Annotated in this window: 20 protein-coding genes and 1 pseudogene; 8 read left to right on the top strand and 13 right to left on the bottom strand. The window is 67.2% G+C overall.

Features of this window, described 5'->3' with window-relative positions:
• Positions 1-47: 47 nt before the first annotated feature.
• Entirely contained in the window at positions 48-701 is a 654-nt protein-coding gene (locus tag MRBLMD1_RS09195; protein WP_307487710.1) for a copper resistance CopC family protein, read from the bottom strand.
• Positions 702-812: 111 nt separating this feature from the next.
• On the opposite strand from MRBLMD1_RS09195, the gene MRBLMD1_RS09190 reads away from it, so the two are divergent.
• On the top strand, positions 813-2255 hold the full coding sequence (locus MRBLMD1_RS09190) for an NCS2 family permease (protein WP_159633691.1): 1443 nt from the start codon (positions 813-815) through the stop codon (positions 2253-2255).
• A gap of 81 nt (positions 2256-2336) precedes the next feature.
• Here the strand turns inward: MRBLMD1_RS09190 and MRBLMD1_RS09185 are convergent, their stop codons facing one another.
• On the bottom strand, positions 2337-3641 hold the full coding sequence (locus MRBLMD1_RS09185; protein WP_364398978.1) for a cation:proton antiporter: 1305 nt from the start codon (positions 3639-3641) through the stop codon (positions 2337-2339).
• Positions 3642-3837: 196 nt separating this feature from the next.
• Between MRBLMD1_RS09185 and hutG the strand changes: the two genes are divergently transcribed.
• Positions 3838-4791, top strand: coding sequence for a formimidoylglutamase (hutG, locus tag MRBLMD1_RS09180; protein WP_364398976.1), 954 nt, complete (start codon positions 3838-3840; stop codon positions 4789-4791).
• 54 nt (positions 4792-4845) lie between these two features.
• On the opposite strand, the gene MRBLMD1_RS09175 is transcribed toward hutG, so the two are convergent.
• Complete coding sequence (locus tag MRBLMD1_RS09175) at positions 4846-5511, bottom strand: response regulator (protein WP_224024643.1); 666 nt, start codon at positions 5509-5511, stop codon at positions 4846-4848.
• Entirely contained in the window at positions 5508-7088 is a 1581-nt protein-coding gene (locus MRBLMD1_RS09170; protein WP_364399323.1) for a sensor histidine kinase, read from the bottom strand. Before MRBLMD1_RS09170 ends, MRBLMD1_RS09175 begins: the two co-directional genes overlap by 4 nt.
• Positions 7089-7399: 311 nt before the next feature.
• On the opposite strand from MRBLMD1_RS09170, the gene MRBLMD1_RS09165 reads away from it, so the two are divergent.
• The 4 genes from MRBLMD1_RS09165 to MRBLMD1_RS09150 all read left to right on the top strand — a co-directional run bounded on the left by MRBLMD1_RS09165 (position 7400) and on the right by MRBLMD1_RS09150 (position 10910).
• Positions 7400-8410, top strand: a complete 1011-nt coding sequence (locus tag MRBLMD1_RS09165; protein ID WP_307487702.1) for a Bug family tripartite tricarboxylate transporter substrate binding protein — start codon at positions 7400-7402, stop codon at positions 8408-8410.
• A complete protein-coding gene (locus MRBLMD1_RS09160; RefSeq protein WP_224024641.1) occupies positions 8407-8910 on the top strand; it encodes a tripartite tricarboxylate transporter TctB family protein in 504 nt (167 codons plus the stop codon). The genes MRBLMD1_RS09165 and MRBLMD1_RS09160 overlap by 4 nt, the downstream gene beginning before the upstream one ends.
• Positions 8911-10449, top strand: a complete 1539-nt coding sequence (locus tag MRBLMD1_RS09155) for a tripartite tricarboxylate transporter permease (RefSeq protein ID WP_159633710.1) — start codon at positions 8911-8913, stop codon at positions 10447-10449. It begins immediately after the preceding gene.
• 68 nt (positions 10450-10517) lie between these two features.
• Positions 10518-10910, top strand: a complete 393-nt coding sequence (locus tag MRBLMD1_RS09150) for a universal stress protein (RefSeq protein ID WP_159633713.1) — start codon at positions 10518-10520, stop codon at positions 10908-10910.
• Here MRBLMD1_RS09150 and MRBLMD1_RS09145 read toward each other — a convergent pair.
• Positions 10907-11788, bottom strand: a complete 882-nt coding sequence (locus tag MRBLMD1_RS09145) for a fumarylacetoacetate hydrolase family protein (RefSeq protein WP_159633716.1) — start codon at positions 11786-11788, stop codon at positions 10907-10909. The two genes, MRBLMD1_RS09150 and MRBLMD1_RS09145, sit on opposite strands and share 4 nt — an antisense overlap.
• A 205-nt stretch (positions 11789-11993) precedes the next feature.
• On the opposite strand from MRBLMD1_RS09145, the gene MRBLMD1_RS09140 reads away from it, so the two are divergent.
• Positions 11994-12251, top strand: coding sequence for a hypothetical protein (locus MRBLMD1_RS09140; RefSeq protein WP_159633719.1), 258 nt, complete (start codon positions 11994-11996; stop codon positions 12249-12251).
• Between the two features lie 76 nt (positions 12252-12327).
• On the opposite strand, the gene MRBLMD1_RS09135 is transcribed toward MRBLMD1_RS09140, so the two are convergent.
• The 5 genes and pseudogenes from MRBLMD1_RS09135 to MRBLMD1_RS21990 all read right to left on the bottom strand — a co-directional run bounded on the left by MRBLMD1_RS09135 (position 12328) and on the right by MRBLMD1_RS21990 (position 19052).
• Positions 12328-12573 carry a hypothetical protein gene (locus tag MRBLMD1_RS09135; RefSeq protein ID WP_159633722.1) on the bottom strand — a complete coding sequence of 82 codons (246 nt, stop codon included), beginning with the start codon at positions 12571-12573 and terminating at the stop codon, positions 12328-12330.
• A gap of 162 nt (positions 12574-12735) precedes the next feature.
• Positions 12736-14328, bottom strand: coding sequence for a histidine ammonia-lyase (hutH, locus tag MRBLMD1_RS09130; RefSeq protein ID WP_364398971.1), 1593 nt, complete (start codon positions 14326-14328; stop codon positions 12736-12738).
• 99 nt (positions 14329-14427) lie between these two features.
• Complete coding sequence (gene hutU / locus MRBLMD1_RS09125; protein ID WP_307487692.1) at positions 14428-16125, bottom strand: urocanate hydratase; 1698 nt, start codon at positions 16123-16125, stop codon at positions 14428-14430.
• A 157-nt stretch (positions 16126-16282) separates the two neighbouring features.
• A complete protein-coding gene (locus tag MRBLMD1_RS09120) occupies positions 16283-17065 on the bottom strand; it encodes an IclR family transcriptional regulator (protein ID WP_159635876.1) in 783 nt (260 codons plus the stop codon).
• A 348-nt stretch (positions 17066-17413) separates the two neighbouring features.
• Positions 17414-19052 (bottom strand): annotated as a pseudogene (locus MRBLMD1_RS21990) (DUF222 domain-containing protein).
• 229 nt (positions 19053-19281) lie between these two features.
• Between MRBLMD1_RS21990 and MRBLMD1_RS09105 the strand changes: the two are divergent.
• Positions 19282-20790: an amino acid permease gene (locus MRBLMD1_RS09105; RefSeq protein ID WP_364398964.1), complete on the top strand. Its 1509-nt coding sequence runs from the start codon at positions 19282-19284 to the stop codon at positions 20788-20790.
• A 55-nt stretch (positions 20791-20845) separates the two neighbouring features.
• On the opposite strand, the gene MRBLMD1_RS09100 is transcribed toward MRBLMD1_RS09105, so the two are convergent.
• The 3 genes from MRBLMD1_RS09100 to MRBLMD1_RS09090 form a co-directional block, all read right to left on the bottom strand.
• On the bottom strand, positions 20846-21775 hold the full coding sequence (locus MRBLMD1_RS09100) for a hydroxymethylglutaryl-CoA lyase (protein WP_364398962.1): 930 nt from the start codon (positions 21773-21775) through the stop codon (positions 20846-20848).
• Positions 21775-23100, bottom strand: coding sequence for a CaiB/BaiF CoA transferase family protein (locus MRBLMD1_RS09095; RefSeq protein WP_364398960.1), 1326 nt, complete (start codon positions 23098-23100; stop codon positions 21775-21777). Before MRBLMD1_RS09095 ends, MRBLMD1_RS09100 begins: the two co-directional genes overlap by 1 nt.
• Before the next feature lie 139 nt (positions 23101-23239).
• Positions 23240-24013, bottom strand: coding sequence for an IclR family transcriptional regulator (locus MRBLMD1_RS09090; RefSeq protein ID WP_364398958.1), 774 nt, complete (start codon positions 24011-24013; stop codon positions 23240-23242).
• Between the last annotated feature and the right edge of the window lie 161 nt (positions 24014-24174).

Below are 24174 nucleotides of genomic sequence, written 5' to 3'. Positions count from 1 at the left end.
CCGGTACGCGCTGCAGGGCTGGACGGAACCGGCCCTGCCGGCGGGTGCTACTCCGCGGCCCTGTCCCCGGCCTCCCCGTCATCTTCGGTGTCCCCGTCGCCGGTGAGCCGGCGGCGGGCAAGGACGCCCAGCGCCACCAGCAGCCCCACGGCCACTACCGCAAAAATAACAATGCTCCACTGGAACGGCTCGCCCGCGCCGGCCGGCTCCGAGGCCTCTTCCGTGACCCCGGGCTGGGCGGTGCCCATGCCAGGGACCGCACCCGCCGCCGTCGAACTTCCCGCCGTGGGTGTCCCGGACGAGGCGGCACCCGGGGCACCGGAGGCCGCGGTGAAGGTGAACGTCCCCTCGATGGGATGTGAGTCCGAGCTGACCACGCGCCACGCCACTGTGTACGTGCCCGCCGGACCGCCCGGGCGGAGCTTCTGGGTGGCCACGTTGTCCACGATCTGCACGGAGCCATCAGCCCATTCGGTGCCGCCGGCATCCTTGATGGAGAAGGACGAACCGATGCCCAGCGGTTTGTTGCTGAAGGTCACCGAGACCTCGGCGGGCGGGACAGCCAGCGCAGCCCCCTGCGCCGGGCTGGTGGACTCGGCAGCGTCATGGGCGGAGGCGGGGCCAGCGAGGCCCAGCGCGGCGGCTGCAAGGACAAACAAGCCGAGCACAAGGCTCAGCAACTGGCGGCGGACCTGGCGCATGGGTGGGCTGCTCCTCGTGTTGGCTTCCTTACAGACTAGGCGAATTTGCCGGCCCACTCCCCGCCGCTCCCTTAGGATGCAGGTATCCCCACACACTTCCCCGGAGGACTAATGCTTAAGCAAGGCTCTGCCCTGGACCGGTATTTCAGGGTCACCGAGCGCGGTTCCAACCTTTCCCGCGAGATCCGCGGCGGGTTCGCCACGTTCTTCGCCATGAGCTACATCGTGGTGCTGAACCCCCTGATCCTGTCCGGGCCCGACTCCAACGGCACCACGCTGGGCTTCCCCGCCGTGGCCGCCGTGACCGCGCTGGTGGCAGGCATCCTCACCATCCTCATGGGCGCGTGGGGCCGGCACCCCTTCGCCCTGGCCACCGGCCTGGGCGTCAACGCCTTCGTGGCTGTCACCGTGGCCACCAATCCCGGGCTCACCTGGCCGGACATGATGGGCCTGGTGGTCCTCTCCGGCGTCACCATGCTGATCCTGGTCCTCACCGGTTTCCGTACCGCCGTGTTCAAGGCGGTGCCGGACGGACTCAAGACGGCCATCGTGGTGGGCATCGGCCTGTTCATTGCCCTGATCGGCCTGGTCAACGCCGGGTTCGTGCGCCGCATCCCGGATGTCGCAGGCACCACCGTGCCCGTTGGCCTGGGCTTCGAAGGCAAGCTCCTGGGCTGGCCCACCGCCGTGTTCGTGTTCGGCCTGATCCTGACCATCGCCCTGGTGGTGCGCAAGGTCAAGGGCGCCATCCTGATCGGCATCATCACCTCCACGGTGCTGTCCGTCATCCTTGAGACGACCCTGCACATCGGCCCCAGCTTCGACGGCAAGAACTTCAACCCGCAGGGCTGGTCCCTGGTGGCCCCGGCGTTCTCCGGCTGGGCCGCGCCCGACCTCTCCCTGATCGGCAAGGCCAACCCGTTCGGTGCCTTCGAGCACCTCGGCTTCGTGGCCGCCACGCTGCTGGCCTTCGTCATCCTGCTCAGCATCTTCTTTGACGCCATGGGCACCATGGTGGGCCTGGCCAACGAGGCCGGCACGGTGGATGAACACGGCAACATTCCCGACGTCGACCGTGTGCTCCAGGTGGACGCACTCGGTGCCATCATCGGCGGCGGCGCCTCCGTCTCCTCCAACCAGATCTACGTCGAAGCCGGTGCCGGCATCGGCGAAGGCGCCCGCACGGGCGTGGCCTCCATCGTCACCGGCGTGCTGTTCCTGGTGGCCATGTTCTTCACGCCGCTGATCAACCTGGTGCCGTTCGAGGCCGTGGCCCCGGCACTGGTGGTGGTGGGCTTCATGATGGTCTCCCAGGTGGGCAAGATCGACTGGCAGGACTGGGGCATCGCCATCCCCGCGTTCCTCACCTTCACCCTGATGCCTTTCACCTACTCCATCGCCAACGGCCTGGGTGCGGGCTTCATCGCCTACGTCCTGATCCGTACGGTCCAGGGCAGGGTCAAGGACATCCACCCGCTGATGTGGGCTGTGGCCGCGGCGTTCGCGCTGTTCTTCGCCATCGGCCCCATCGAGGCGGCCCTGGGGATGAAGTAACACCTGCGCAGGGAAAGGGCTGGTGCGGCGTCTGCCGTACCAGCCCTTTTTGTTGACACCGGGGTTTCCCTGGCCGGGGGCCTAGACGGGGGTGTTGGGGGCGAGTCCCTCGTCGCCGGAGACTGCCAGTGCCTTCTTCTGGCGCAGCCTGTCCAGCCGGTTCATCAGGGGCGAGGTGGTGGCGCCGTGGATCACGATGGACAGCGCCACCACCAGCCCGATGAAGGACCAGAGCCAGTGCGCCTGCTCCGTAAAGTGGCCTTCCCCCAGGGCAAAGGCCAGGTAGTACAGGGAACCGATGCCGCGGATGCCAAAGAAGGACAGTGCCACGCGTTCCCGCGGACCGGTCTTGCCACCCAGCAGGCCCAGCCAGCCCGCCAGCGGCCGCACCACCAGCAGGAAAGCAAGCGCCACCAGCAGTTCCGGAAGCCCGATCCCGGCCAGCAGCCCGCGGGCGATGGCACCGCCAAGGAGGACCAGGATCACCACGGTCAGCAGCCGTTCCAGCTGCTCCACGTAGGAGTGCAGCACCCGGTGGTAGCCGTGCGTCCGTTCGGCGGCCCGGATGGTCACGGCACAGACGAACACCGCTATGAACCCGTAGCCCTCCACCATCTGCGTCAGCCCGTACGCCAGGAACGTCGCCGCCAGGGCCACAAAGCCCTCCGAGTGGTTGGAGAGCCGCAGGCTGTCGGCACGGGCCGAGAAGAACAGCCTGGCGAGCAGCTTTCCGGTGAGGAACCCCACCACGAGCCCGACGGCCAGCCGCCACACCACGTCCAGCCCGAACCACTCGCCGAACCAGGCGGAGGGGTCCGCTCCGGCAACGCTGATGGCAATGGCAAGGTAGACGAACGGGAACGCCAGCCCGTCGTTGAGCCCGGCTTCCGATGTCAGGCCGAAACGGACCTCGTCCTCCTTGTCCGTGGATTCATCCTGGTCGGCAGGCTCGCCCACCTGCACTTCCGAGGCCAGGACGGGGTCCGTGGGCGCCAGGCTGGCCGCCACCAGCAGGGCCGCACCGAGCCCCAGGCCCAGGAACCACATGCCCAGCAGGGTCAGCCCCACGATGCAGAGCGGCATGGCGATGCCCAGGAGCCGCCACGTGGTGGACCAGCGCCGGCGTCCCACGGGCCGGTCCAGGGCCAGCCCCGCGCCCATCAGGGAAATGATCACGCAGACCTCCGCAAGGTGCATGACAAAGTCGCTGTGTTCCACCGGGTTGGGGTTGGGCAGCGATGGAATCAACGCGAAGGCTGCCATCCCTGCACCCAGGAAGACCATGGGCATGGACAGCGGCATGTCACGCAGCAGCTTGGGCAGGACCGCAGCGACGAACACGGCCAGTCCGGCCGCGGCAAAGAGTATATCTGGGGCTTCGAACATGGAGCGGCTCTCCAGCCTGGAATGGTGCGTGGATCCGGAGCGGCCAGGTCATCCCTGGACCGGTGGGCTGCTCTCACCTTAACCCCTGCACCAGGCACCCGATGTCCGGCCTGCCCGTTGCGCGGGTTCTTGGATTCCGGACAGGACGACGGCGCCGGCGCTGGTTTTCGTGCCCGGCATGCGGTGAGCTTGAGGCATGTTCCTCAAGCTTCCCGCCGTCGACGTCCCGCCCCGGCCCTGGACCGGCAGGTTCGACGGCGATGGTCCCGGCCACCGCCGCTGGTGGCAGGCGGTCACCGCCTCCGATGAATTGCGGGCCGCTGCGCCCGGACGCAAGCCCGCCGCCGTGCTGGGATTTTCCAGCGACGAGGGGGTCCGCCGCAACCAGGGCCGGACCGGGGCAGCCGCAGCCCCGGCGGCGCTGCGGAAAGCGCTTGGCCCGCTGGCCTTCCACCTGGACCGACCGGTGGCCGACGCTGGTGACGTGGTGGTCTCCGGGGAAGACCTGGAGGCCGGCCAGGAACGGCTTGGCCGGGTGCTGGCAGCCCTGCTCGACGCCGGCCACCAGACTGTGGTGCTGGGCGGCGGGCACGAAACCGCCTACGCCAGCTACCTTGGCGTCAGCGCATCAGCCGCGGTTCAAACCGGGCAGCGCCTGGGCGTCTTGAACCTTGATGCCCACTTCGACCTCCGCGACGAGCCGGTGGCCAGCTCCGGCACGCCGTTCCTGCAGATGGCTTGCGCGGAAGCGGACGCTGGACGCGAATTCCGGTACGCCGTCGCCGGGATCTCGGAGCCGAACAACACCCGGGCCCTGTTCGACACCGCGGACAAACTGGGGGTCCGCTACCTGCTGGATGAGGACTGCGAACCCAACCGGGTCCAGGACTTCGTTGCAGGGTTCCTGGCGGAGATCGACGTCCTGTACCTGACCATCGACCTGGACGTACTGCCCGCCGCGGTGGCCCCCGGCGTCAGCGCGCCGGCAGCCTATGGCGTGCCGCTTCCGGTCATTTCGGCGGTGTGCCGGCAGGTGGCCCGAAGCGGGAAGCTGCTGCACCTGGACGTGGCGGAACTGAATCCGGCGTTCGACATTGACGGCCGGACCGCCAGGACAGCGGCCCGGCTGATTAACACGCTGCTGCGCTGAGGGCTGGCCCGCGGCGGCGGGCCTGCGGGGCGGCGCCCCCGGGCGCGGGTCCCGTCAGGCCTTGAGCACGTACCGCCGCTCGGGCCGTCCCACCCCGTACTTGAGCCGCACGTCCAGCGTTCCTTCGTCGTGCAGGTACTCGAGGTAGCGGCGGGCGCTGACCCTGGACGTGCCCAGCTCCTCGGCCATCTCGGCCGCCGAGACGTCACCGGCTGAAGCGTTCAGTGCCGCCTCCACCAGCTTCAGCGTCTCGATGCTGCAGCCTTTGGGCAGGGGCCGTTCGGCGCGGTCCAGGCCGAACACCCGGTTGACGTCCGACTGTTCGGCCACATCCTTGGACGCATCCAGGCTTTGGTAGGCGCTGCGGTAGTGCTCCAGCCGCTCCTGGAGGTCTGTCTGGGAAAAGGGCTTGATCAGGTAATGGACAATGCCGCCGCGCAGCGCCTTCCGGACCGTTTCAACCTCCCGTGCTGCACTGATGACCAGCACGTCCAGTTCGGGAGCAACAGCGCGCAGGCGTTGCATCAGGTCCAGGCCGTTGATGTCCGGCAGGTGGATGTCCAGCAGCACCAGGTCCGGCTGCAGGCGTTCGGTTTCGGCGACCGCCTGGGCGCCTGTGTGCGCCGCGCCCACCACGGTGAAGCCCGGCGTGCGCTGGATGAAGCCGGCATGCACCTTGGCCACCATGAAGTCGTCATCGACGATCAGGACCTTGATCATGGCTGGGTACTCCCTCGTTTCAGCACAGCGGTAAAGACAGCCCCATTATCGTTGGCCACCTCAAGGTTTCCGCCAGTCCGGCGGCACACCACCCGGGACAGCGCCAAGCCGAAACCGCGGCTGCCGGCCGGCCCGGGTTCCTTGGTGGTGAAGCCCTGGCGGAAGATGTGGTCGGTGGAGCCGCTGGGGACGCCGGGACCGTTATCCAGGACGGTGACCACCACGTCTCCCCCGGCTGCGCCGTCAACCCGCACCCGGACGGCTGCCTGGGGAAGCCCGGTGACGGCGTCGAACGCGTTGTCCACCAGGTTCCCCACCACGGTGGTGAGGTCCCGGGACAGCCCGTCATCGACGGTGTCCAGCACGGATTCCGGGTCCAGCTGCAGTGCCGCGCCCCGTTCGGTGGCCAGGCTCGATTTGGCGATCAGCAGGGCGGCGAGCGCGGGGTCCTTGATGCGGGCGGTGACCTCGTCGTTGAGCCGGGTCCGGTCCACGGTGGCGCCGTTGACGAACTGGACCACGGAATCGTACTCGCCGATCTGGATCAGGCCGGAGATGACGTGGAGCTGGTTGGCGAACTCGTGCGCCTGCGCGCGAAGGGTGTCCGTGGCGGTGCGGGTGGTGCCGAGTTCGTGTTCCAGTTCCGAGAGCTCTGTCCGGTCGCGCAGGGTGGTCACCGAGCCGATGACCCTGCCGCGGGACTGGAACGGCACCCGGTTCATCACCACCAGCCGGTCTCCCACCAGGACCAGCTGGTCGGGCCCCGGCTGCTCCCGGGTGAGGACTTCCTTGAGGGCGGGTTCGACGGCGAGGGCCGCCACGCGCTTGCCCACACAGTCGGGCGGGAGGCCCAGCAGGGCACGCGCGCTGTGGTTGGCCACCGTGATCCGTTCGTGCAGGTCCAGTGCCACGACGCCTTCCTTGAGGCCGTGCAGCATGGCCTCGCGGTTTTCCACCAGGCTGGTGATTTCGCTGGGCTCCATGCCAAGGGTCTGCCGCTTGACGCGGCGCGAGAGCAGCAGCGACCCGGCGATGCCCAGGACACTCGCCACCCCCAGGTAGGTGAGGAGGTTGGGGACGGCGTCGCCCAGGCGTTCGAGCACCGTTGGATAGTTCCGGCTGATGGAGGCGATCCCGATCATGCGCCCGGTGTCATCCAGGACCGGAACGTGAGCCGACAGGAGCGGCGCAGGGGTTCCGCCCACCACGCCCGTCCAGGCACGGCCCTCCATCACCCTGCTTGCACCCAGCTCCAGCGGGAGGCCCAGGAGGCTGGGATCCGAGGACGCCACCACCGTACGGTCGATGCGCGCCAGCGCCACCCGGGATGAGCCGGAGACGATCCGCACGGACTCGGCCACCGCGGGCAACACTGCCCCGCCGCGCGGTTCCGTCTCCGGGAGGAGCTCACGCACCACGGGGTTGCCGCCCAGGGCTTCCGCTGCCGAGAGGGCGCGCCGGCCCTCGATCCGTTCGAACGCCGCAGCGGACTGCGCCAGGGAGATGGCGACGACGCCCACCAGGACGGCCAGGACAATGAGCAACTGCAGCAGAAGGTACTGGCCCGCGAGGGACATTCCTCGTCGTCGAGTCACAATGGTCTTCCTGGGGTTGCGGGCAGGGCAAGAAGTTGTCCGGCGCGTGTGGGAGGCCGTGGTGCGCGCAGGAATACGGGCGCGGGGGCCTGAGGTGGTACCGGGAACTATATCCCAAAGCCCGCAGCAGGGCCGTTGTGGGGATTCGGAAACGTGAACGCAATGAACACAACTTTCTCTGCGTACACAAGAGTGATCGCCGTCACTGCCGCCCCTAGCATCGGAACCACAAGGCACCGGAGCCACCAGGCAGCCGGTGCTGGCCAGATTTGTTTTTGAGAGAAGAGGAACACATGCGCCAGATCCGCGCATTGCGCGTTGCCGCCGTTGCTGCCGGCATCGCCCTGATGGCCACCGGCTGCGGTGCCACCAGCAAGAGCTCCACGGGCTCGGAAAGCTCCGGCGCTGCCGCCGGACCCATCACCGGCCTGCAGATCATGGTCCCGAACACGCCCGGCGGCGGCTACGACACCACCGCCCGCGCCGCTGCCAAGGTCCTCGATGACGAGAAGATCTCCACCAACACCGAGGTCTTCAACCTGGCCGGTGCCGGCGGCACCGTGGGCCTGGCCCGGATAGTCAACGAAAAGGGCAACGGCGACCTTGCCATGCTGATGGGCCTGGGCGTTGTGGGTGCCAGCTACACCAACAAGTCCGAGTCCAAGCTGACGGACACCACCCCGCTGGCCCGCCTCATCGAAGAGCCCGGCGCCATCATGGTCAGCAAGGATTCGCCTTACAAGACCATCGATGACCTGGTAAAGGCCTGGAAGGCCGATCCCGGCTCCATCGCCGTAGGCGGCGGCTCCTCCCCCGGCGGTCCGGACCACCTGCTGCCCATGCAGCTTGCGGGTGCCGTGGGCATCGACGCCACCAAGGTCAACTTCGTCTCCTACGACGGCGGCGGCGACCTTCTTCCCGCGATCCTGGGCAACAAGCTCGGCTTCGCCGCCTCCGGCGCCGGCGAATACCTGAAGCAGATTGAATCCGGCGAGGTCCGGGTCCTGGCCACCAGTGGCGAGAAGCGCCTTGACGGCGTGGACGCACCCACGCTCAAGGAATCCAACATCGACCTGGTGTTCACCAACTGGCGTGGCGTGGTGGCCCCTCCGGGAATCAGCGACAAGGACAAGGCGGCACTGATCGCAGCCCTGGAGAAGATGCACGGCACTGAGGGCTGGAAGGAAGCGCTGAAGACGCACAGCTGGACCGATGCCTTCATCACCGGCGACCAGTTCAAGACCTTCCTCAGCGAGCAGGACAAGCGGGTGGCGGACGTCCTCACCAAGCTTGGGTTGGCGTGACATCCCTGACCACAGGTCTCAAAGGCCGCTCCGAGCTGGGAGTTGCACTCCTGCTCGGGGCGGCCGGCGTCCTGGTCTTCCTTGACGCCAACGGCCTGGTAACCCCGTATTCGAAGTCTGATCCGGTTGGGCCCAAGACCGTCCCGTTCATCGTGGCCGGGATGCTGGTGGTCTGCGCAATCCTGCTGGCCGTCAACGTCCTGCGCGGCGGCAAGGGTGAGGCCGAGGGCGGCGAGGACGTCGACCTGGCGCACCCCGCCGACTGGAAGACCGTCCTGCCGCTGGCGGGTGCCTTCATCCTGAACATCCTGCTCATCGACTGGGCGGGCTGGGTGATCTCCGGAACGGTCCTGTTCTGGGGCAGCGTCCTGGCCCTGGGCAGCCGCCACTTTGTCCGGGACGGGTTGATCTCCGTGGCCCTGTCCCTGTTGACCTTCTACGGCTTCTACCTCGGCCTTGGCATCGCACTGCCGGCCGGCCTCCTGGAAGGAATCCTCTAAATGGACGTCTGGTCCTCCCTGATGGACGGTTTCGCCACCGCCCTCACCCCCATGAATTTCCTGTACGCCGTGATCGGCGTCATCCTGGGCACCGCCGTCGGCGTCCTCCCCGGCCTGGGCCCGGCCATGACCGTCGCCCTGCTGCTTCCCGTCACCTACGCGCTGGAACCCACCAGCGCCTTCATCATGTTCGCCGGCATCTACTACGGCGGCATGTACGGCGGCTCCACCACCTCGATCCTGCTCAACACCCCTGGTGAATCGTCTTCGGTGGTCACCGCCATCGAAGGCAACAAGATGGCCAAGGCGGGCCGGGCGGCGCAGGCGCTTGCGACGGCGGCCATCGGCTCGTTCGTTGCCGGCACCATTGGCACGGCGCTGCTGGCCGTCTGCGCACCGATCGTGGTGAAGTTCGCCGTCAGCCTGGGCGCACCCAGCTACTTCGCCATCATGGTGCTGGCACTGCTGGCCGTCACGGCCGTGCTCGGCTCGTCGCGGCTGCGCGGTTTCGCCTCCCTGGGCCTCGGCCTGGCCATCGGCCTGGTGGGAATGGATTCCGTCACCGGCCAGCGCCGCCTGACGTTCGGCCAGCCGCTCCTGGCGGACGGCCTGGACATCGTGGTGGTGGCCGTTGCCATCTTCGCCGTGGGCGAGGCACTCTGGGTGGCGGCACACCTGCGCCGCACTCCCCTGCACGCCATCCCGGTGGGCCAGCCCTGGATGGGCAAGTCCGACTGGAAGCGGTCCTGGAAGCCGTGGCTGCGCGGTACCGCCTTCGGCTTCCCGTTCGGTGCCCTGCCGGCCGGTGGCGCAGAGATCCCCACGTTCCTGTCCTACGTGACGGAAAAACGCCTCAGCAAGCACCCCGAAGAGTTCGGCAAGGGCGCCATCGAAGGCGTGGCCGGTCCGGAAGCAGCCAACAACGCTGCGGCCGCCGGTACCCTGACCCCCATGCTGGCGCTGGGCCTGCCCACGAATGCCACCGCAGCCGTGATGCTCGCCGCTTTCACCAGCTACGGGATCCAGCCGGGTCCGCAGCTCTTCGAAAGCCAGGGGCCCCTGGTGTGGGCCCTGATCGCCAGCCTGTTCATCGGCAACCTGCTGCTCCTGATCATCAACCTGCCCCTGGCACCGCTGTGGGCCAAGTTGCTGCAGTTGCCCCGGCCGTACCTGTACGCCGGCATCCTGTTCTTCGCCACCCTGGGCGCCTACTCGGTGAACCTGCAGGCGTTCGACCTGGTGATCCTGCTGATCCTGGGCGCACTCGGGTTCATGATGCGGCGCTTCGGCCTTCCCGTGCTGCCGCTGATCCTCGGCGTGATCCTGGGTCCGCGGATCGAAGGGCAGCTCCGCAAGACCCTGCAGCTGAGCGCGGGCGACCCGGCGGGGCTCCTGGGTGAGCCGATCGCCGTCGGCATCTATGTCATCATTGCCCTCATCCTGGCCTGGCCCTTTGCCTACAAGCTGATCCGCCGAAACCGTCCGGAGCGCAAACCGCTGGTTCCCGCCAATTCCGGCGCTGCGGACTACAGTGACTGAACCGGCCAGGATCTGACCCGACCAGTAACTGAACAGCGCCCCATCCACTCCGCAGAACAGGAGCAACCATGACCGTTGTTGTGGGATACGTCCCGACCCCCGAGGGCGAAGCTGCCCTCACCCAGGCCATCGCCGAAGCGCGGAAGAGCAACACCACCCTGGTGCTGATCAACTCCTCCAAGGGCGAGGCAACCGTGGACAACCGTTTCGCCCAGGAAGGCGACATCCACGACATTGAGCAGCGGCTGGCCAGCCAGGGCATCCAGTACCTGGTCAAGCGGCCCGTCCGCGGCCATGACGCCGCCGCCGAGGTGCTGGACGCCGCCGAGGAGCACAAAGCCGACCTGATCGTGATCGGCCTGCGCCGCCGCACCCCGGTGGGCAAGCTGATCATGGGCAGCACGTCACAGCGCATCCTGCTTGAAGCGGACTGCCCGGTCCTGGCGGTAAAAGCGGGCTAGACCGCAGTGGCCGCCGGCGTCCGGTACAGCTCCTGGCGCTGGCGGCCCAGGCCCTCCACCTCTACCTCCACCACGTCCCCGGGCTGGAGGTAGGGGAAACGGCCGCTTAAGGCCACCCCCTGCGGCGTTCCGGTGAGGATCACATCGCCCGGCTCCAGCCGCATGTACTGGCTGCAGTGGTGGACCAGGGTGGGCGCATCGAAAATCAGCTCTGCTGACGTCGAATCCTGCCGGGGCTCACCGTTCACCCAGCTGCGCAGCCGCAGGTTGCCGCCGTCGGTCTCCCCTGCAGGGACCAGCCACGGACCCAGGGGCGTTGACCCGGGAAGGGACTTTCCCTTGGTCCACTGGCCGGCGGCTCCGGGCAGCTGGTACTCCCGTTCGGAAAAGTCATTGGCGGTGACGTAGCCGGCAATGCAGGCGGCGGCCTCCTCGGTGGAACCGAGGTAGCTGGCTTCCTTGCCGATCACGATGCCCAGCTCCACCTCCCAGTCGTATTGCGTGGAGCGGGGTGGAAGCGGGGCGGGGTCGAACGGGCCGGTGACCGTGTTGCTGGGCTTGAGGAAGACCACGGGAATGGTGGGCGGCTCCGCCCCCGATTCCGCGGCGTGGGCGGCGTAGTTCATCCCGATGCCCACCACGCAGCCAGGCCGGGCCACGGGGGAACCAACGCGGAGCGCGGCGGCACCTTCCAGGACCGGCAGCTCCCCCGCCTCCAGCGCTTTCCGGATTTTGTCCAGGCCGCCGGCGGCAAGGAACGCGCCGTTCACGTCATCGGTGATGGGCAGCAGGCTGAAATACCGGTCAACACCGTCCGTGGAGGGGACCACGACGGCAGGCTGCTCGCTGCCACTTTCGCCCAGGCGCATGATTTTCATACCGAATTCTCCTCAAGCTGTTCCGACAGGTTTCAGGCCCTCTGGGCACCCGCTTCCATGCTCCCGGATTTTGCTGAGCGGCCGGGAACGGAACGCTTTGTGACCGCATCCCAGGGGCTTCCAAAGGACAGTCATCTGACATATAACGGAAGCAGTCGGTAGAATGATGGAGCCATCCTGGCACGAAACACAGAAAGTTCAGTACATGACTACAGCCACCCTGGAGCGCGTCCCCGCCGCCCAGACCCCCGAAGGGCCCGCCCCGCGGTCCATCAGCCTGGAGTTCTCCAGCGCCAGCGAGGTCCACGCCGGACTGGAAGAGGCGGTGGCCGAACTGATTGAGGTTGCAGCACAGGAAGCCGCCTGCGGCATCCTGGTTACCAGGCTGCACCCGGGAAGCTACACCGTAGCCCTGGACGAATCGGTACCGTTTGGCGAAACGTACGAATCCATCGCCGCCTGACCAAAACCACAAAAAAGTCCCCGCACACCGTTAAGGCGTGCGGGGACTTTTTAGTGCCGGCGCTGCCGGTGGGCTGCTAGCCGCGGCGGACCTGCACGCCGTCGGACTTCAGGAAAAGCTCCTTCTCCGCCGGACCTGACGGGCCCGCCGGCACCAGCCAGAGGACGTTGCCGCTCTGCGACACCTCTTCCACCTCCCCGGCTGCCACTACATGTGCATGCTTGATGATCTCGACGCGGTCCCCGGCCTGGAGTGACTTCCAGTTGGACACCGCGGCGGAATGGGCATTGCGCCGCGACAGGACTGCCCCACGTGCTTTCATGTGAACTTCTACCCCTTTGTATCGTTCTGCCGCCACAGCCTCTTTGATGTGACTTTCACTACACCTTCAGTTCTACTACACTCCCGGCGCCAGGGAGGGCCGTGGCGCCGGATATTCCGCACTTCGGACGGAAGCGCAGCAGGCCCTGAAGATCCTTCGGTGTCAGGCGAGCGGCCCGACGGCGGATTCGGCTGCCCGGAGCACGGCACCTGAGGCGACCAGCCGGTCAGCCGCTTCCAGTTCCGGGGACAGGAAACGGTCCGTTCCGGGACCTTCCACCACGCCGCGGAGCGCTGCCACCACTGCGGTGCCCGCAGGTCCGGGAGTGAGGACGCCGCCCGAGAGCTGCGTGCGGATGTCCAGTGCCCGGGCGGAGGTCACCAGTTCGATGGCCAGGACGCGGCGGAGGTTCTCCACGGCTTTGCGCAGCTTCCGCGCCGCGTGCCAGCCCATGGACACGTGGTCCTCCTGCATGGCGGAGCTCGGAATGGAGTCCACGGACGCCGGAACGGCCAGCCGCTTGTTGTCCGAGACCAGGCCGGCCTGGGTGTACTGGGCGATCATCAGGCCGGAGTCCACCCCAGGGTCGGCAGCGAGGAAGGCCGGGAGGCCGTGCGAACGGGCAGGGTCAAGCATGCGGTCCGTGCGGCGTTCGGCGATGGAGCTGAGGTCGGCGACGGCGATGGCCAGGTAGTCCAGGACGTACGCCACGGGTGCTCCGTGGAAGTTGCCGTTGGAGCTGACGCGGCCGTCGGGAAGCACCACGGGGTTGTCGATGGCTGCCGCCAGTTCCCGGGTTGCCACCAGTTCGGCGTGGTCCACGGTGTCGCGGACGGCACCGGCCACCTGTGGGGCGCAGCGCAGGGAGTAGGCGTCCTGGACCCGCGAGTCGCCCACCTTGTGGGAGGCCACAATGGGCGAATCCGAGAGCACGCGCAGCATGTTGTCCGCGCTGGCCGCCTGGCCCGGGTGCGGCCGCAGTGCGGCGTGCAGCTCGGGCAGGAACACCTGGTCGGTGCCCAGCAGCGCCTCGACGCTCAGCGCGGCGGTGATGTCCGCCGTCGCCAGCAGCTGGCGCAGGTCCGCGATGGCCATGAGGAGCATGCCCAGCATGCCCTCGGTGCCGTTCACCAGCGCAAGCCCTTCCTTTTCAGCGAGGGTGACGGGCTCGATGCCGTGCTCTGCAAGCAGCTCGGCGACGGTCCGCTCGCCCCGGCCGCCGTACGTGACGCCGTCGGGCCCTTCCGCTTCCCCCTCGCCCATCAGGACCAGGGCGCAGTGCGACAGCGGCGCGAGGTCGCCGGAGCAGCCCAGGGAGCCGAACTCGCGGACCACCGGGGTGATGCCCGCGTTGAGGACATCCACCATGGTCTGCAGGACCACCGGACGGACGCCCGTGCGGCCCGAGGCAAGGGTCTTGGCGCGCAGGAACATGATGCCGCGGACCACTTCCCGCTCAACTGCCGGACCCATGCCTGCCGCGTGGCTGCGGATCAGCGACTTCTGCAGCTGGGTGCGCAGCTCGTTGGGGATGTGGCGGTTGGCCAGGGCGCCGAAGCCGGTGGAGATGCCGTAGGCAGGGGTGTCGCTGGAGGCCAGGCTGTCGATGTGGGCGCGGACTTTCGCCACCGTTTCGAGGGCTTCCGGGGCGATGGTGATTTTGGCATCGTGGCGCGCGACGGCGAGAACATCCTGGGGCGTGACGCCGACGGACCCGAGGGTGACAGTGAGCGGTTCGTGGGTAATCGTGGTCAATTTAAGTTCCTTGTGTTGTTTCATCGACTGCTCCGTAAGGGCCCTTTTGAGGGGTCATAACGGCACCTACGGAGCAATCGATGTGGAATTGGGGCTCGGTTAGCGGGATTCCTGCATGGGGATGCGGACACCGCGTTCCTTGGCGACGTCGAGGGCCCGCTCGTAGCCGGCGTCGGCGTGGCGGATGACGCCCATACCGGGGTCGTTGGTGAGGAGGCGTTCGAGCTTTTCGGCGGCGAGGTCGGTGCCGTCGGCGACGGAGACCTGGCCGGCGTGGATGGAACGGCCGATGCCCACGCCGCCGCCGTGGTGCAGGGACACCCAGGTGGCACCGGAGGCGGTGTTGAGCAGGGCATTCAGCATGGGCCAGTCGGCGATGGCGTCCGAACCGTCCGCCATGGCTTCGGTTTCACGGTACGGGGAGGCGACGGAACCGGAGTCCAGGTGGTCGCGGCCGATGACGATGGGGGCCTTGACCTTGCCCTCCTTGACCAGCTGGTTGAACAGCAGGCCGGCCTTGGCGCGTTCGCCGTAGCCCAGCCAGCAGATGCGGGCCGGCAGGCCTTCGAACTCCACCCGTTCCTGGGCTGCGTCGATCCAACGGTGCAGGTGCTTGTTCTCGGGGAACAGCTCCTTGATGGCCTCGTCCGTGACACGGATGTCCTCGGGGTCGCCGGAGAGGGCCACCCAGCGGAACGGGCCCAGGCCTTCGCAGAAGAGCGGCCGGATGTAGGCGGGAACGAAGCCGGGGAACTCGAAGGCTCGCTCGTAGCCGCCCTTGCGGGCCTCGTCGCGGATGGAGTTGCCGTAGTCGAAGACCTCGGCGCCGGCATCCTGGAATTCCACCATGGCCTGCACGTGGCGGGCCATGGAGGCCTGGGCTTTCTTGGTGAAGCCTTCCGGATCCGCTGCAGCCTCGCGGTGCCACTCGTCCACGGTGATGCCCTCGGGCAGGTATGACAGCGGATCGTGTGCCGAGGTCTGGTCGGTGACGATGTCCACGGTGAGCTCGCCGGCCTTGTGGCGGCGCAGGATTTCGGGGAAGACTTCGGCGGCGTTGCCCACGTAGCCCACGGACCAGCCGCGGCGCTCTTCCTTGGCCTTGAGCACCTTGGCGATGGCGGCGTCGAGGTCGGTTTCCACCTCGTCCAGGTAGCGCTTGCCGGCGCGGCGGCGCAGGCGGGATTCGTCGACGTCGACGATCAGGCAGGCGCCTTCGTTCAGGGTGACCGCGAGCGGCTGGGCCCCGCCCATGCCGCCGCAGCCGCCGGTCAGGGTCAGGGTGCCGGCGAGGGTGCCGTTCTCGTCCCCCGTGAGCTTGCGGGCGATCGCGGCGAAGGTCTCAAACGTGCCCTGCAGGATGCCCTGGGTGCCGATGTAGATCCAGGAGCCGGCGGTCATCTGGCCGTACATCATGAGACCTTCGGCCTCGAGCCGGCGGAATTCGGGCCAGGTGGCCCAGTCGCCGACAAGGTTGGAGTTGGCCAGCAGCACGCGGGGTGCCCATTCGTTGGTGCGGAACACGCCCACGGGCTTGCCGGACTGAACCAGGAGGGTTTCGTCCTTTTCCATGGTCTGCAGGGTGCGGGTGATGGCATCGAAGGCGGCCCAGGAGCGGACGGCGCGACCGGTGCCGCCGTAGACCACCAGGTCGTCGGGGCGTTCTGCCACTTCGGGGTCCAGGTTGTTCATCAGCATGCGCAGGGGCGCTTCGGTCTGCCAGGACTTGGCGGTGAGCTCGGTGCCGCGGGCTGCTTTGACCGGGCGGGCACCGGTGGTGAAATCGGCGGGTGCCATGGTGGGCTCCTTCTGGGTGGTGTGTCTGACGGAGGAAAGAAGTTCTGTATCCACTAAAGCCCCTCCAGGAAGGGCTTCACAGGGCTTTTGCATGGGTGCTGTCCGGGATGCCAGACGCGCCCGAGGCCTGCTGCCAAGGGGTTATGGTTGACAGCTTTTACTTGGTGGGGCGTCCATGGATCCGGACAGAGAGCTCATCAGCCACCTTCTGGACCCGGGCGGCCAGCGCCGGCCATTCCTCCGGGGCCAGCTTGTCTTCCAGGAATGTGACCGCGACAGCGGCAGTGGGCCAGCCCAGGTGGTCGGTGACGGCGGCGGCGATGGAACCGAAGCCCGGGGTCACCTCGCCGTGCTCGGTGGCATACCCGCGTTGCCTGACCTGGTCCAGGTGCGAGGAAAGCGCCGAGTACTTCATGATGGCGCCCGCCACCTCGTGCCGCGCGCTGAAGGCGGCGGCGTTGGGGTAGAGCGCCCGGACCTGGGACTTGGGCAGGGCGGCAAGGATGGCGCGGCCGCTGGCCGTGAGGTGGCTGGGAAGGCGGACGCCGACGTCGGTCACCAGTGACGGGCGGTTCTTGGCCCGTTCCTCGACGATGTACAGCACGTCCCGGCCATGGAGCACGGCAAGGTGGGCGCTCTCGCCGATAGCATCCACCAGGCTTGCGAGCAGGGGACGGCCCAGCCTGGACAGCGGTTCCTGCCGGGAGTAGGCGGAGCTGAGTTCGAAGGCGCTGATGCCAAGGCCGTACCGCTGCTCCTCGTGGAGATGAAGGACGAAGCCATTCGCCTCCATCACCCCCAGCAGGTGGTAGACGCTGGACCGGGGCAGGTCCAGGCTGGAGGCAATCTGGGATGCCGCCATCGGCCCCCGCCTGGAAGCCAGCAACTTGAGGATGCGCAGGGTGTTTTCTGCGGCGGGAACCTTGGAGGACGCCTTCACCGCGGGACGGGGGGCCCGGGCTTCGGTGGCTCGAGCTTCCGCTGCTCGGGCTTGCGCGGCTCGCGGTTCGGCACCCGGTGCTGCAGTACCGGGTGTTTCGGTGGTTCGTGATGCGGTGTTTCGTGATGCGGCGCTTAGTGCGGTGCTCATGGGCGAAAAGGGTCTTTCTGGGTAGCTCTGTCCGGTATCCCGTACTCAAGCTTGCGCCCTCGGCGTTCACCATTTCGACTCATAGTAGGGGTGCAATGTCTGGAATACCAGACATTGCACACGGATCCCCTCCATGGGCCGACAACGTTGGCCGCGGTCCTCAGCCCGGCCCGTGGCTTGGGTTGCCGACGGGCGGCCTCAATAAGCCATTGCCTGCAGTTCGTCGAAGTCCAAAAACAAGTTCCACTCCGGAAAAGGATCAGCCGGAAGCTGGTCGTCCCTGGGACCGGGATCGTCGGGGACGCTTAGCTCCTCAAGCAAGCCGAAGTGTTCGGGCACGTACCCGTCCGGCCACTCCAGTGCCCCGGCTGAAGTCTCCCGTTCCGAGGCGTCGCCGAACAACGCCAGGAGCCGTTGTGGCCAGTGGGTTGGTTCGGGGTCGGGGTGTTCTGGGTTGTAGTGCCTGCCTGTTGGTGAGGTCCAGCCGGGTGGTTCATTCTTGTTGGCCGGGTCCGGTGTCCATCTGGTGTGGTGTTTGAGCCGGTGATGTTTGGGGCAGAGCTGGGCCAGGTTGCTGACGTTGGTGGTGCCGCCGTGTTGCCACGCTTGGAGGTGGTCGGTTTCGTTGTCAGGGGTGCGGTTGGTGCAGCCGGGGAAGGTGCACTTGGCATCGCGCAGCCTGATCCAGCGTTTGATGGTTTCGGTGAGCCGGTAGTTCTTCCTTCCGATCTCCAGCGGTGCCCCGTCGCGGGGGTCGACCAGGACCCGGTAGAAGGAGTCCGCCCCGTCGGCGACGAGTTTGCGGGCCATGGATGCCGGGATTGGTCCGAAGCCGTCCAGTACGGCGGGTTCATCGGTGGCTCCGAGGAGGGCGAACACGGGAACGGTGACCAGGACGTCGGCCCGCGGGGTGGGCACCTTTCCCATCGCGGTCGTGCTTGCGGTGGCCGCGGTGGTGCCAGAGGAACGTTCACCCGCAACCTGCCCGGTACCGAGGAGCAGCGAGGCTGCGATGTCGGGGCGGAGTTGGGTGAGGGTGCGCTCTTCGGTGGGCCCTTGGAGGCCGCGGGCGGTGGCGGTGGTCCGGTTCCAGATGGCGCACGCGGTGTCCCCGGGCAGGTACAGCGAGATCCAGGCCATGCCGTCCCGGTCGGGGACATATTCCATCCGCCGGTCCGCCGCACCCTTGGCGTGCCGCTTCTCGATGGAGTCCGGGATGATGGCGTTCCCTCCACCCACGGACCTTGGCCCGGAACCGGGACGGGACGAGCTCGCCGGGGGCGGCGCCGCGGGCGGGCTGGGGTGCGTCAGGGTCGAAGAAATGCGCCACCAGCGCAGCAGCACCAGTCCAGTCGAGGCTCTCGGTTTCGTCCGCAACGATGCGGGCGTGCTGCCAGGACATGTCCCCGGCGGACAGTGCATCGAACACCGGCGGCAGGGAACAGATCCGCCGTGACTGCTCCACAAGGGCGCCCGCGGCCGCGGAGCTGATGGTCAGCACCCCGGCGATCTCCTCCACCACCGACATGTCAGCATAAGTGCGGTCCTCGACCGAGGCGTCCGGCGACGTCATCGCCTGCTGGAACTCCACTGCCTCAGCAGCGGTCTCCGCTTTCACCGCAGCCAGTTGCGCCTCCAGCCGTGCCATAAGCTCCAGCCGTTCCAGCCGGATCCCATACCGCCGCTGCAAAACATCCGTCCCCGCACCAATATCCACACCGGCACCACCATGAGCCCCGGAAGCCAGGAAAGCGTCCTCTTTCTCCAGCGCATCAAGGGCAGCAACAGAGGCGCGGACACCCTCCAACACCGCCCCAAGACCACCGCTGATTCCCATAACCACATCATCCATCGACCCACTGACATTCACGCCGGGGGCTGCCGGCCGCCAGGCCCTCTGCAGCGAATGGTGCCTCAGCGCGTCAATCCGCGTGCCGCCGTCGAACGCATCTCACTGCCCACAGTCTGGAACCGAAGACACCAAGCCTCCGTGAGCCTCATCACGAACGGGCCGGAAATAGTCTGCTGGTTAGCGGCTCCCCTCCCAAAGACGAGAAGGTAACTCTATGCAACCCACCCCAACCCGGACCCAACGTCCGGTGGAAACGCAACAGCCGGCAGCCGTCGTCGGGCAGGTCCTCAACAGGGGCCTCAATGTCCGGCACATCCGCTTCATGGCCTTGGGCTCGGCCATCGGCACGGGCCTCTTCTACGGCTCCGCCTCCGCGATCCAGAAAGCAGGGCCGGCCGTCCTGCTGGCCTACATCATCGGCGGCGCCGCGGTGTTCATGGTGATGCGGGCCCTGGGCGAGATGGCGGTGCGGCACCCGGTGTCGGGCTCCTTCAGCCAGTATGCGAGCCGTTATCTTGGCCCCCTGGCCGGCTTCGTGACCGGCTGGACGTACGTGTTCGAGATGGCGATCGTCGCCATCGCCGACGTCACAGCGTTCAGCATCTATATGGGGTTCTGGTTCCCGCAGGTGGACCGCTGGATCTGGATCCTGGCCGTCATCTGCTTCCTGGCGGCCTTGAACCTGCTCAGCGTCAAGGTCTTCGGCGAACTGGAGTTCTGGTTCTCGCTGATCAAGGTGGCGGCCATTATTGCCATGATCGCCGGCGGCGCCGCCATCATCGTGTTCGGCTTCCAGGCCGCGGACTCCACCGTGGCGCCCGGCCTGGGCAACCTCGTTGAGCATGGCGGCCTGTTCCCGAACGGCTTCGAGGGCCTGCTGGCATCCTTCGCCGTGGTGATGTTCGCCTTCGGCGGGATCGAGACGCTGGGCATCACAGCCGGCGAGGCAGCAGATCCCAAGAAGGTCATCCCCAAGGCCGTCAACACGGTGCCGGTGCGGGTGCTGCTGTTCTACGTCCTGACCCTGGGAGTCCTGATGAGTCTCTTCCCGTGGGACCAGGTGGGCACCAGCGGCAGCCCGTTCGTCCAGATCTTCAGCAGCCTCGGCATCCCGGCCGCACCGCACATCCTCAACGCGGTGGTCATCACGGCCGCCCTCTCTGCGATCAACAGCGACATCTTCGGCGCCGGGCGCATCCTCTTTGGACTCTCCAATCAGCTCCACGCGCCCGCAGCCTTCGGGAAGGTCTCGCGGCACGGCGTCCCCTGGATGACCGTGGTCATGATGGCCGGGATCCTGCTGGTGGGCGTGGTCCTCAACGCCGTCATCCCGGAAGACGTGTTCCTCGTTATTGCGTCCATCGCCACCTTCGCCACCGTCTGGGTGTGGGTCATGATTCTGGCGTCCCACGTGGCCATGAAGCGGGAAATCGCGCGGAAGGGTCTGCCGGCGTCGGAATTCCCGTCCCCATGGTGGCCTGCCGCCTCTGTCCTCACCATCGCGTTCATGGCGCTGGTGATTGCCGTACTGGGCGCGTTCGAGGACACCCGGATCGCACTGTACGTGGGCGCCGTGTGGCTGGGGCTGCTGGTCCTGGCGTACCGGCTGTGGATCAAGGGTGACGGACGACGGCGGGCCCACCTTGAGGACGAGACGTCGCCGCTGCCGGTGGTCGGCAGGGACGGCGGGATGGAGGCTGCCGCCCGGAGCAGCCGGGGCTAGGAAAAGACGCCGATAGCCGCCGTTCGGGAGTTCGGTGCGGAGTGTTCCCCTGGGCCTACGCAGCCTTGGGGAACACTCCTGCGCCGGCGAGCCCCGAGCGCGGCGCGGTCTCCACTTTGGCGCAGATCCAGCGGCCCAGCTCGGTGGCAGCCAGCGGATCAATCGAGGTGGAAAACCCTGCCCGCTCCAGCATCCATGCCAGGTCCTCCGTGGAAACATTGCCGGCCGCGCCGGGGGCAAAGGGGCAACCGCCCAGGCCTCCCACGGCACTGTCGAAGACCTTGACCCCGGCCGCCATGGCGGCATAGGTATTCGCCAACGCAGTGTGGCGCGTCTCGTGCAGGTGGGCCCGCAGCGGCACATCCGTTTCAGACGCCAGGGCGGCAAAGACCCCGTTGACCTGCCAGGGGACGGCGCAGCCGATGGTGTCCGCCAAGGCAACCTCGGCCAGCTGGCCTCGTTGCAGTGCGCTGCGGACGACCGAAAGAGCTTGTTCCCCGGGCACGTCGCCCTGGTACGGGCAGCCAAAGGCGACGGCGGCCGTGACCGTGACAGGGATGCCGGCAGAGGCAGCGATTCCGGATACTTCCTCCAGGGCATCAAGGGCGGCGGCGACCGTCGTGTTCTGGTTGGCCGCTGCAAAGGCATCGGTCACCGGCAGGACATAGTTGATCTCGTCCACGCCCGCGTCCACGGCCCTGTGCGCGCCCCGGGTGTTCAGCACCAGGCCGATGTAGTTGGCACCGGCGTCCCGCGGCACCCCCGCCATGACGGCATCGGCATCGGCCATTTGCGGAACCTTTTTGGGGTTTACGAAGCTCACCGCCTCAATCCGCCTGGCGCCCAGGGCAATCAGATCGTTGATAAGGCGCAGCTTGTCGCGGGTGCTGACCGGAACTTTTTCATTCTGCAGCCCGTCCCGGGGACTGACGTCCACGATTGAGACTGCTCCCCCGGGAGTACCGGTTCCCGTCATTCCGTTCATCAGATGGCACCCTCGTCCTTGGCATGCTGCAGTTCTTCGACATTCATGTTGAGCAGACCCCCGTAGACGTCGCTGTTGTGGGAGCCGGGCGCCAGCGGCCCGTTCCATGCAATACCGCCGCTGGTCCGGGACAGCTTGGGGATGACGCCCGGCTGGACCACCGTTCCCAACTGTTCGTCGGCAACTTCCACCAGCATCCCGCGCGCCCGAAGCTGGGGGTCTTCGAAGATGTCCTCGATGGTACTCACAGTGCTGTTGGGAACAGCGTGCCGATCAAGGCACGCCACCAGTTCCGAGTGGTCGAAGCCGGCGGCCCAGTCGGCGATCAGTTGTTCCAACGCCTCCTGGTTGACGCCCCGGGATGCGTGGTTGCTGTAGAGGGGGTCGGAGGCCAGCTCCGGGCTGCCCATTGCGGCAGCCAGCCGCACGAACACCGAGTCCTGGTTGGCAGCGATCACCACCCATTTTCCGTCGCTGGAGCGGAAGATATTCGACGGCGCTATCCCCTTCAGCCCGGAACCGCTGGGGCCCGGCACAATGCCTGCAGCCGCGTAGTCGGGCACGGCACTTTCCAGGAGGGAGAAGCATGCTTCAACGAGGGACACGTCAACGACCTGCCCGGTTCCTCCCTTGGCGTCCCGCCAGTACAGGGCAAGCAGGATTCCCTGCAGTGCGTAGAGCGACGCCAGGCTGTCCCCCAGCGAGATGCCCGTCCGTGGCGGTGCCTGGTCCGGATATCCATTGAGGTGGCGCAGGCCGCCGCGGGCCTCGGCCACGGAAGCGTAGCCCGGCTTATTCGCATCCGGTCCGGTCTGGCCGTAGCCGGAAACCCTGGCGATGACCAGGCCCGGGTTGCTTTGCCACAGCACCTCGGGGGCGAGCCCGAGTTTCTCGAGTGTTCCAGGGCGGAAGTTCTCCAGGATGACGTCGGCTTCCCTGCAGAGCTCCAGGAACAGATCACGTCCGCGGGCCGACTTGAGGTCCAGAGTCACGCATTTCTTCCCCCTGGACTGCACCGACCACCACAGGGTGTGGCCGTCGATCCGGGCCCGGCCCCATTCACGCATGGGGTCGGGACGGTCAGGGGACTCGATCTTGATAACCTCCGCACCGAAGTCTGCGAGCTGCCGTCCTGCAAACGGGCCCGCGATCAGTGAGCCGAGCTCCAGGACCCGCACGCCGGCGAGCGGCCCGCCCGCCGTTCCCACGCCACCGAGGGCAGGTGCAGCGCCGGGGCCGGCCCACTCCCGGGCGCCAGGTCCGAAGTCTGTGTGCTGACCACGGCGCACGCCGCCAGTGGGCGCGCTCTGTGAAGTTTCCACCATCTTTGGGACTCCTGTTCTGCCGGCAGCCGGTGCCCGGGCCGCGTTGCCCGGCCTGCCGTGGATCGCGATGCATTGTTGGCGATAACTCATATTGTGGACCCAAATTCACAATGTGGATAGAGGGATCTGAGAACCGGTCCTACTGGGGGATGGTGCCGCCGATCATCCGGGTGCCCTCCTCAGCGGCCGCCAGTACCTGTTCCACCCAGGACGCACAGACGTCAAAGGGCATCCTCAGCGCGGGACCCATCACCGTCAGGGCCCCGAAGAGTTCACCCTGCGGCCCGAAGATCGGAGCTGAGATTCCGCTGGCGCCGGACACGCGCTCACCGGTAGTGATGGCGAAACCATCTGCCCGGACTTTCGCAACCGATTCCTCCAGGCTCGCGGCATCGGTAATGGTCTGGTCGGTCAGGGACGCCAGGCCCGACCGGTACACCTCATTCGCAACTTCCGGGTTCCAGGCCAGCAGGACCCGGCCCGCCGCACCCACGTGCAGCGGCATGATTTCACCCACGCTCACCGCCCGCCGGAGCATGCGGCGGGTCTCGGCCAAGGCAATGCAGACGCGCTTTCCCTGGGATTCGCGGAAGATGCAGGCCGTCTCACCCAGTTCGTCACGAAGCCTCCGCAGCACGGGAGTCAGCAGTTCCAGGAAATCCAGGCCCTGGGTTGCCGGCGCAGCCCAGTGGGCCATCCGCACCCCTACCCGGTAGCGGTCCCCGTGCCGGTCCAGGATCCCTTCCTGCACCATGTTCGCCACCAGGCGCTGCACCGTGGAGTGCGGCACCCCCGTACTGGAACGGATCTCAGCCAGCGACAATTCGGGCCGGACGAGGGAAAAGGCATCGAGGATGGCAGTGATCTTTCGCAGGACCAACAGGGGGGTCGCCGACGTTTCGCTGGAGCTCATGGGGAAAGTGTATGAGCCATGGGGGCGTTGAGTGTGACCGAAGTAACTGTTAGCATCAGGTCCACATCATGATGGAGAACCCACGATGTGGCGGGCCAGTCCTGCTGATGAGTAGTACAAACGGAGTCCGTACACGGGACTCCGGACGCGGACCGATGCAC

Source organism: Pseudarthrobacter sp. LMD1-1-1.1 (assembly GCF_040676255.1).
Taxonomy (GTDB): Bacteria; Actinomycetota; Actinomycetes; order Actinomycetales; family Micrococcaceae; genus Arthrobacter.
This window is presented reverse-complemented; position numbering and strand designations above follow the sequence as displayed.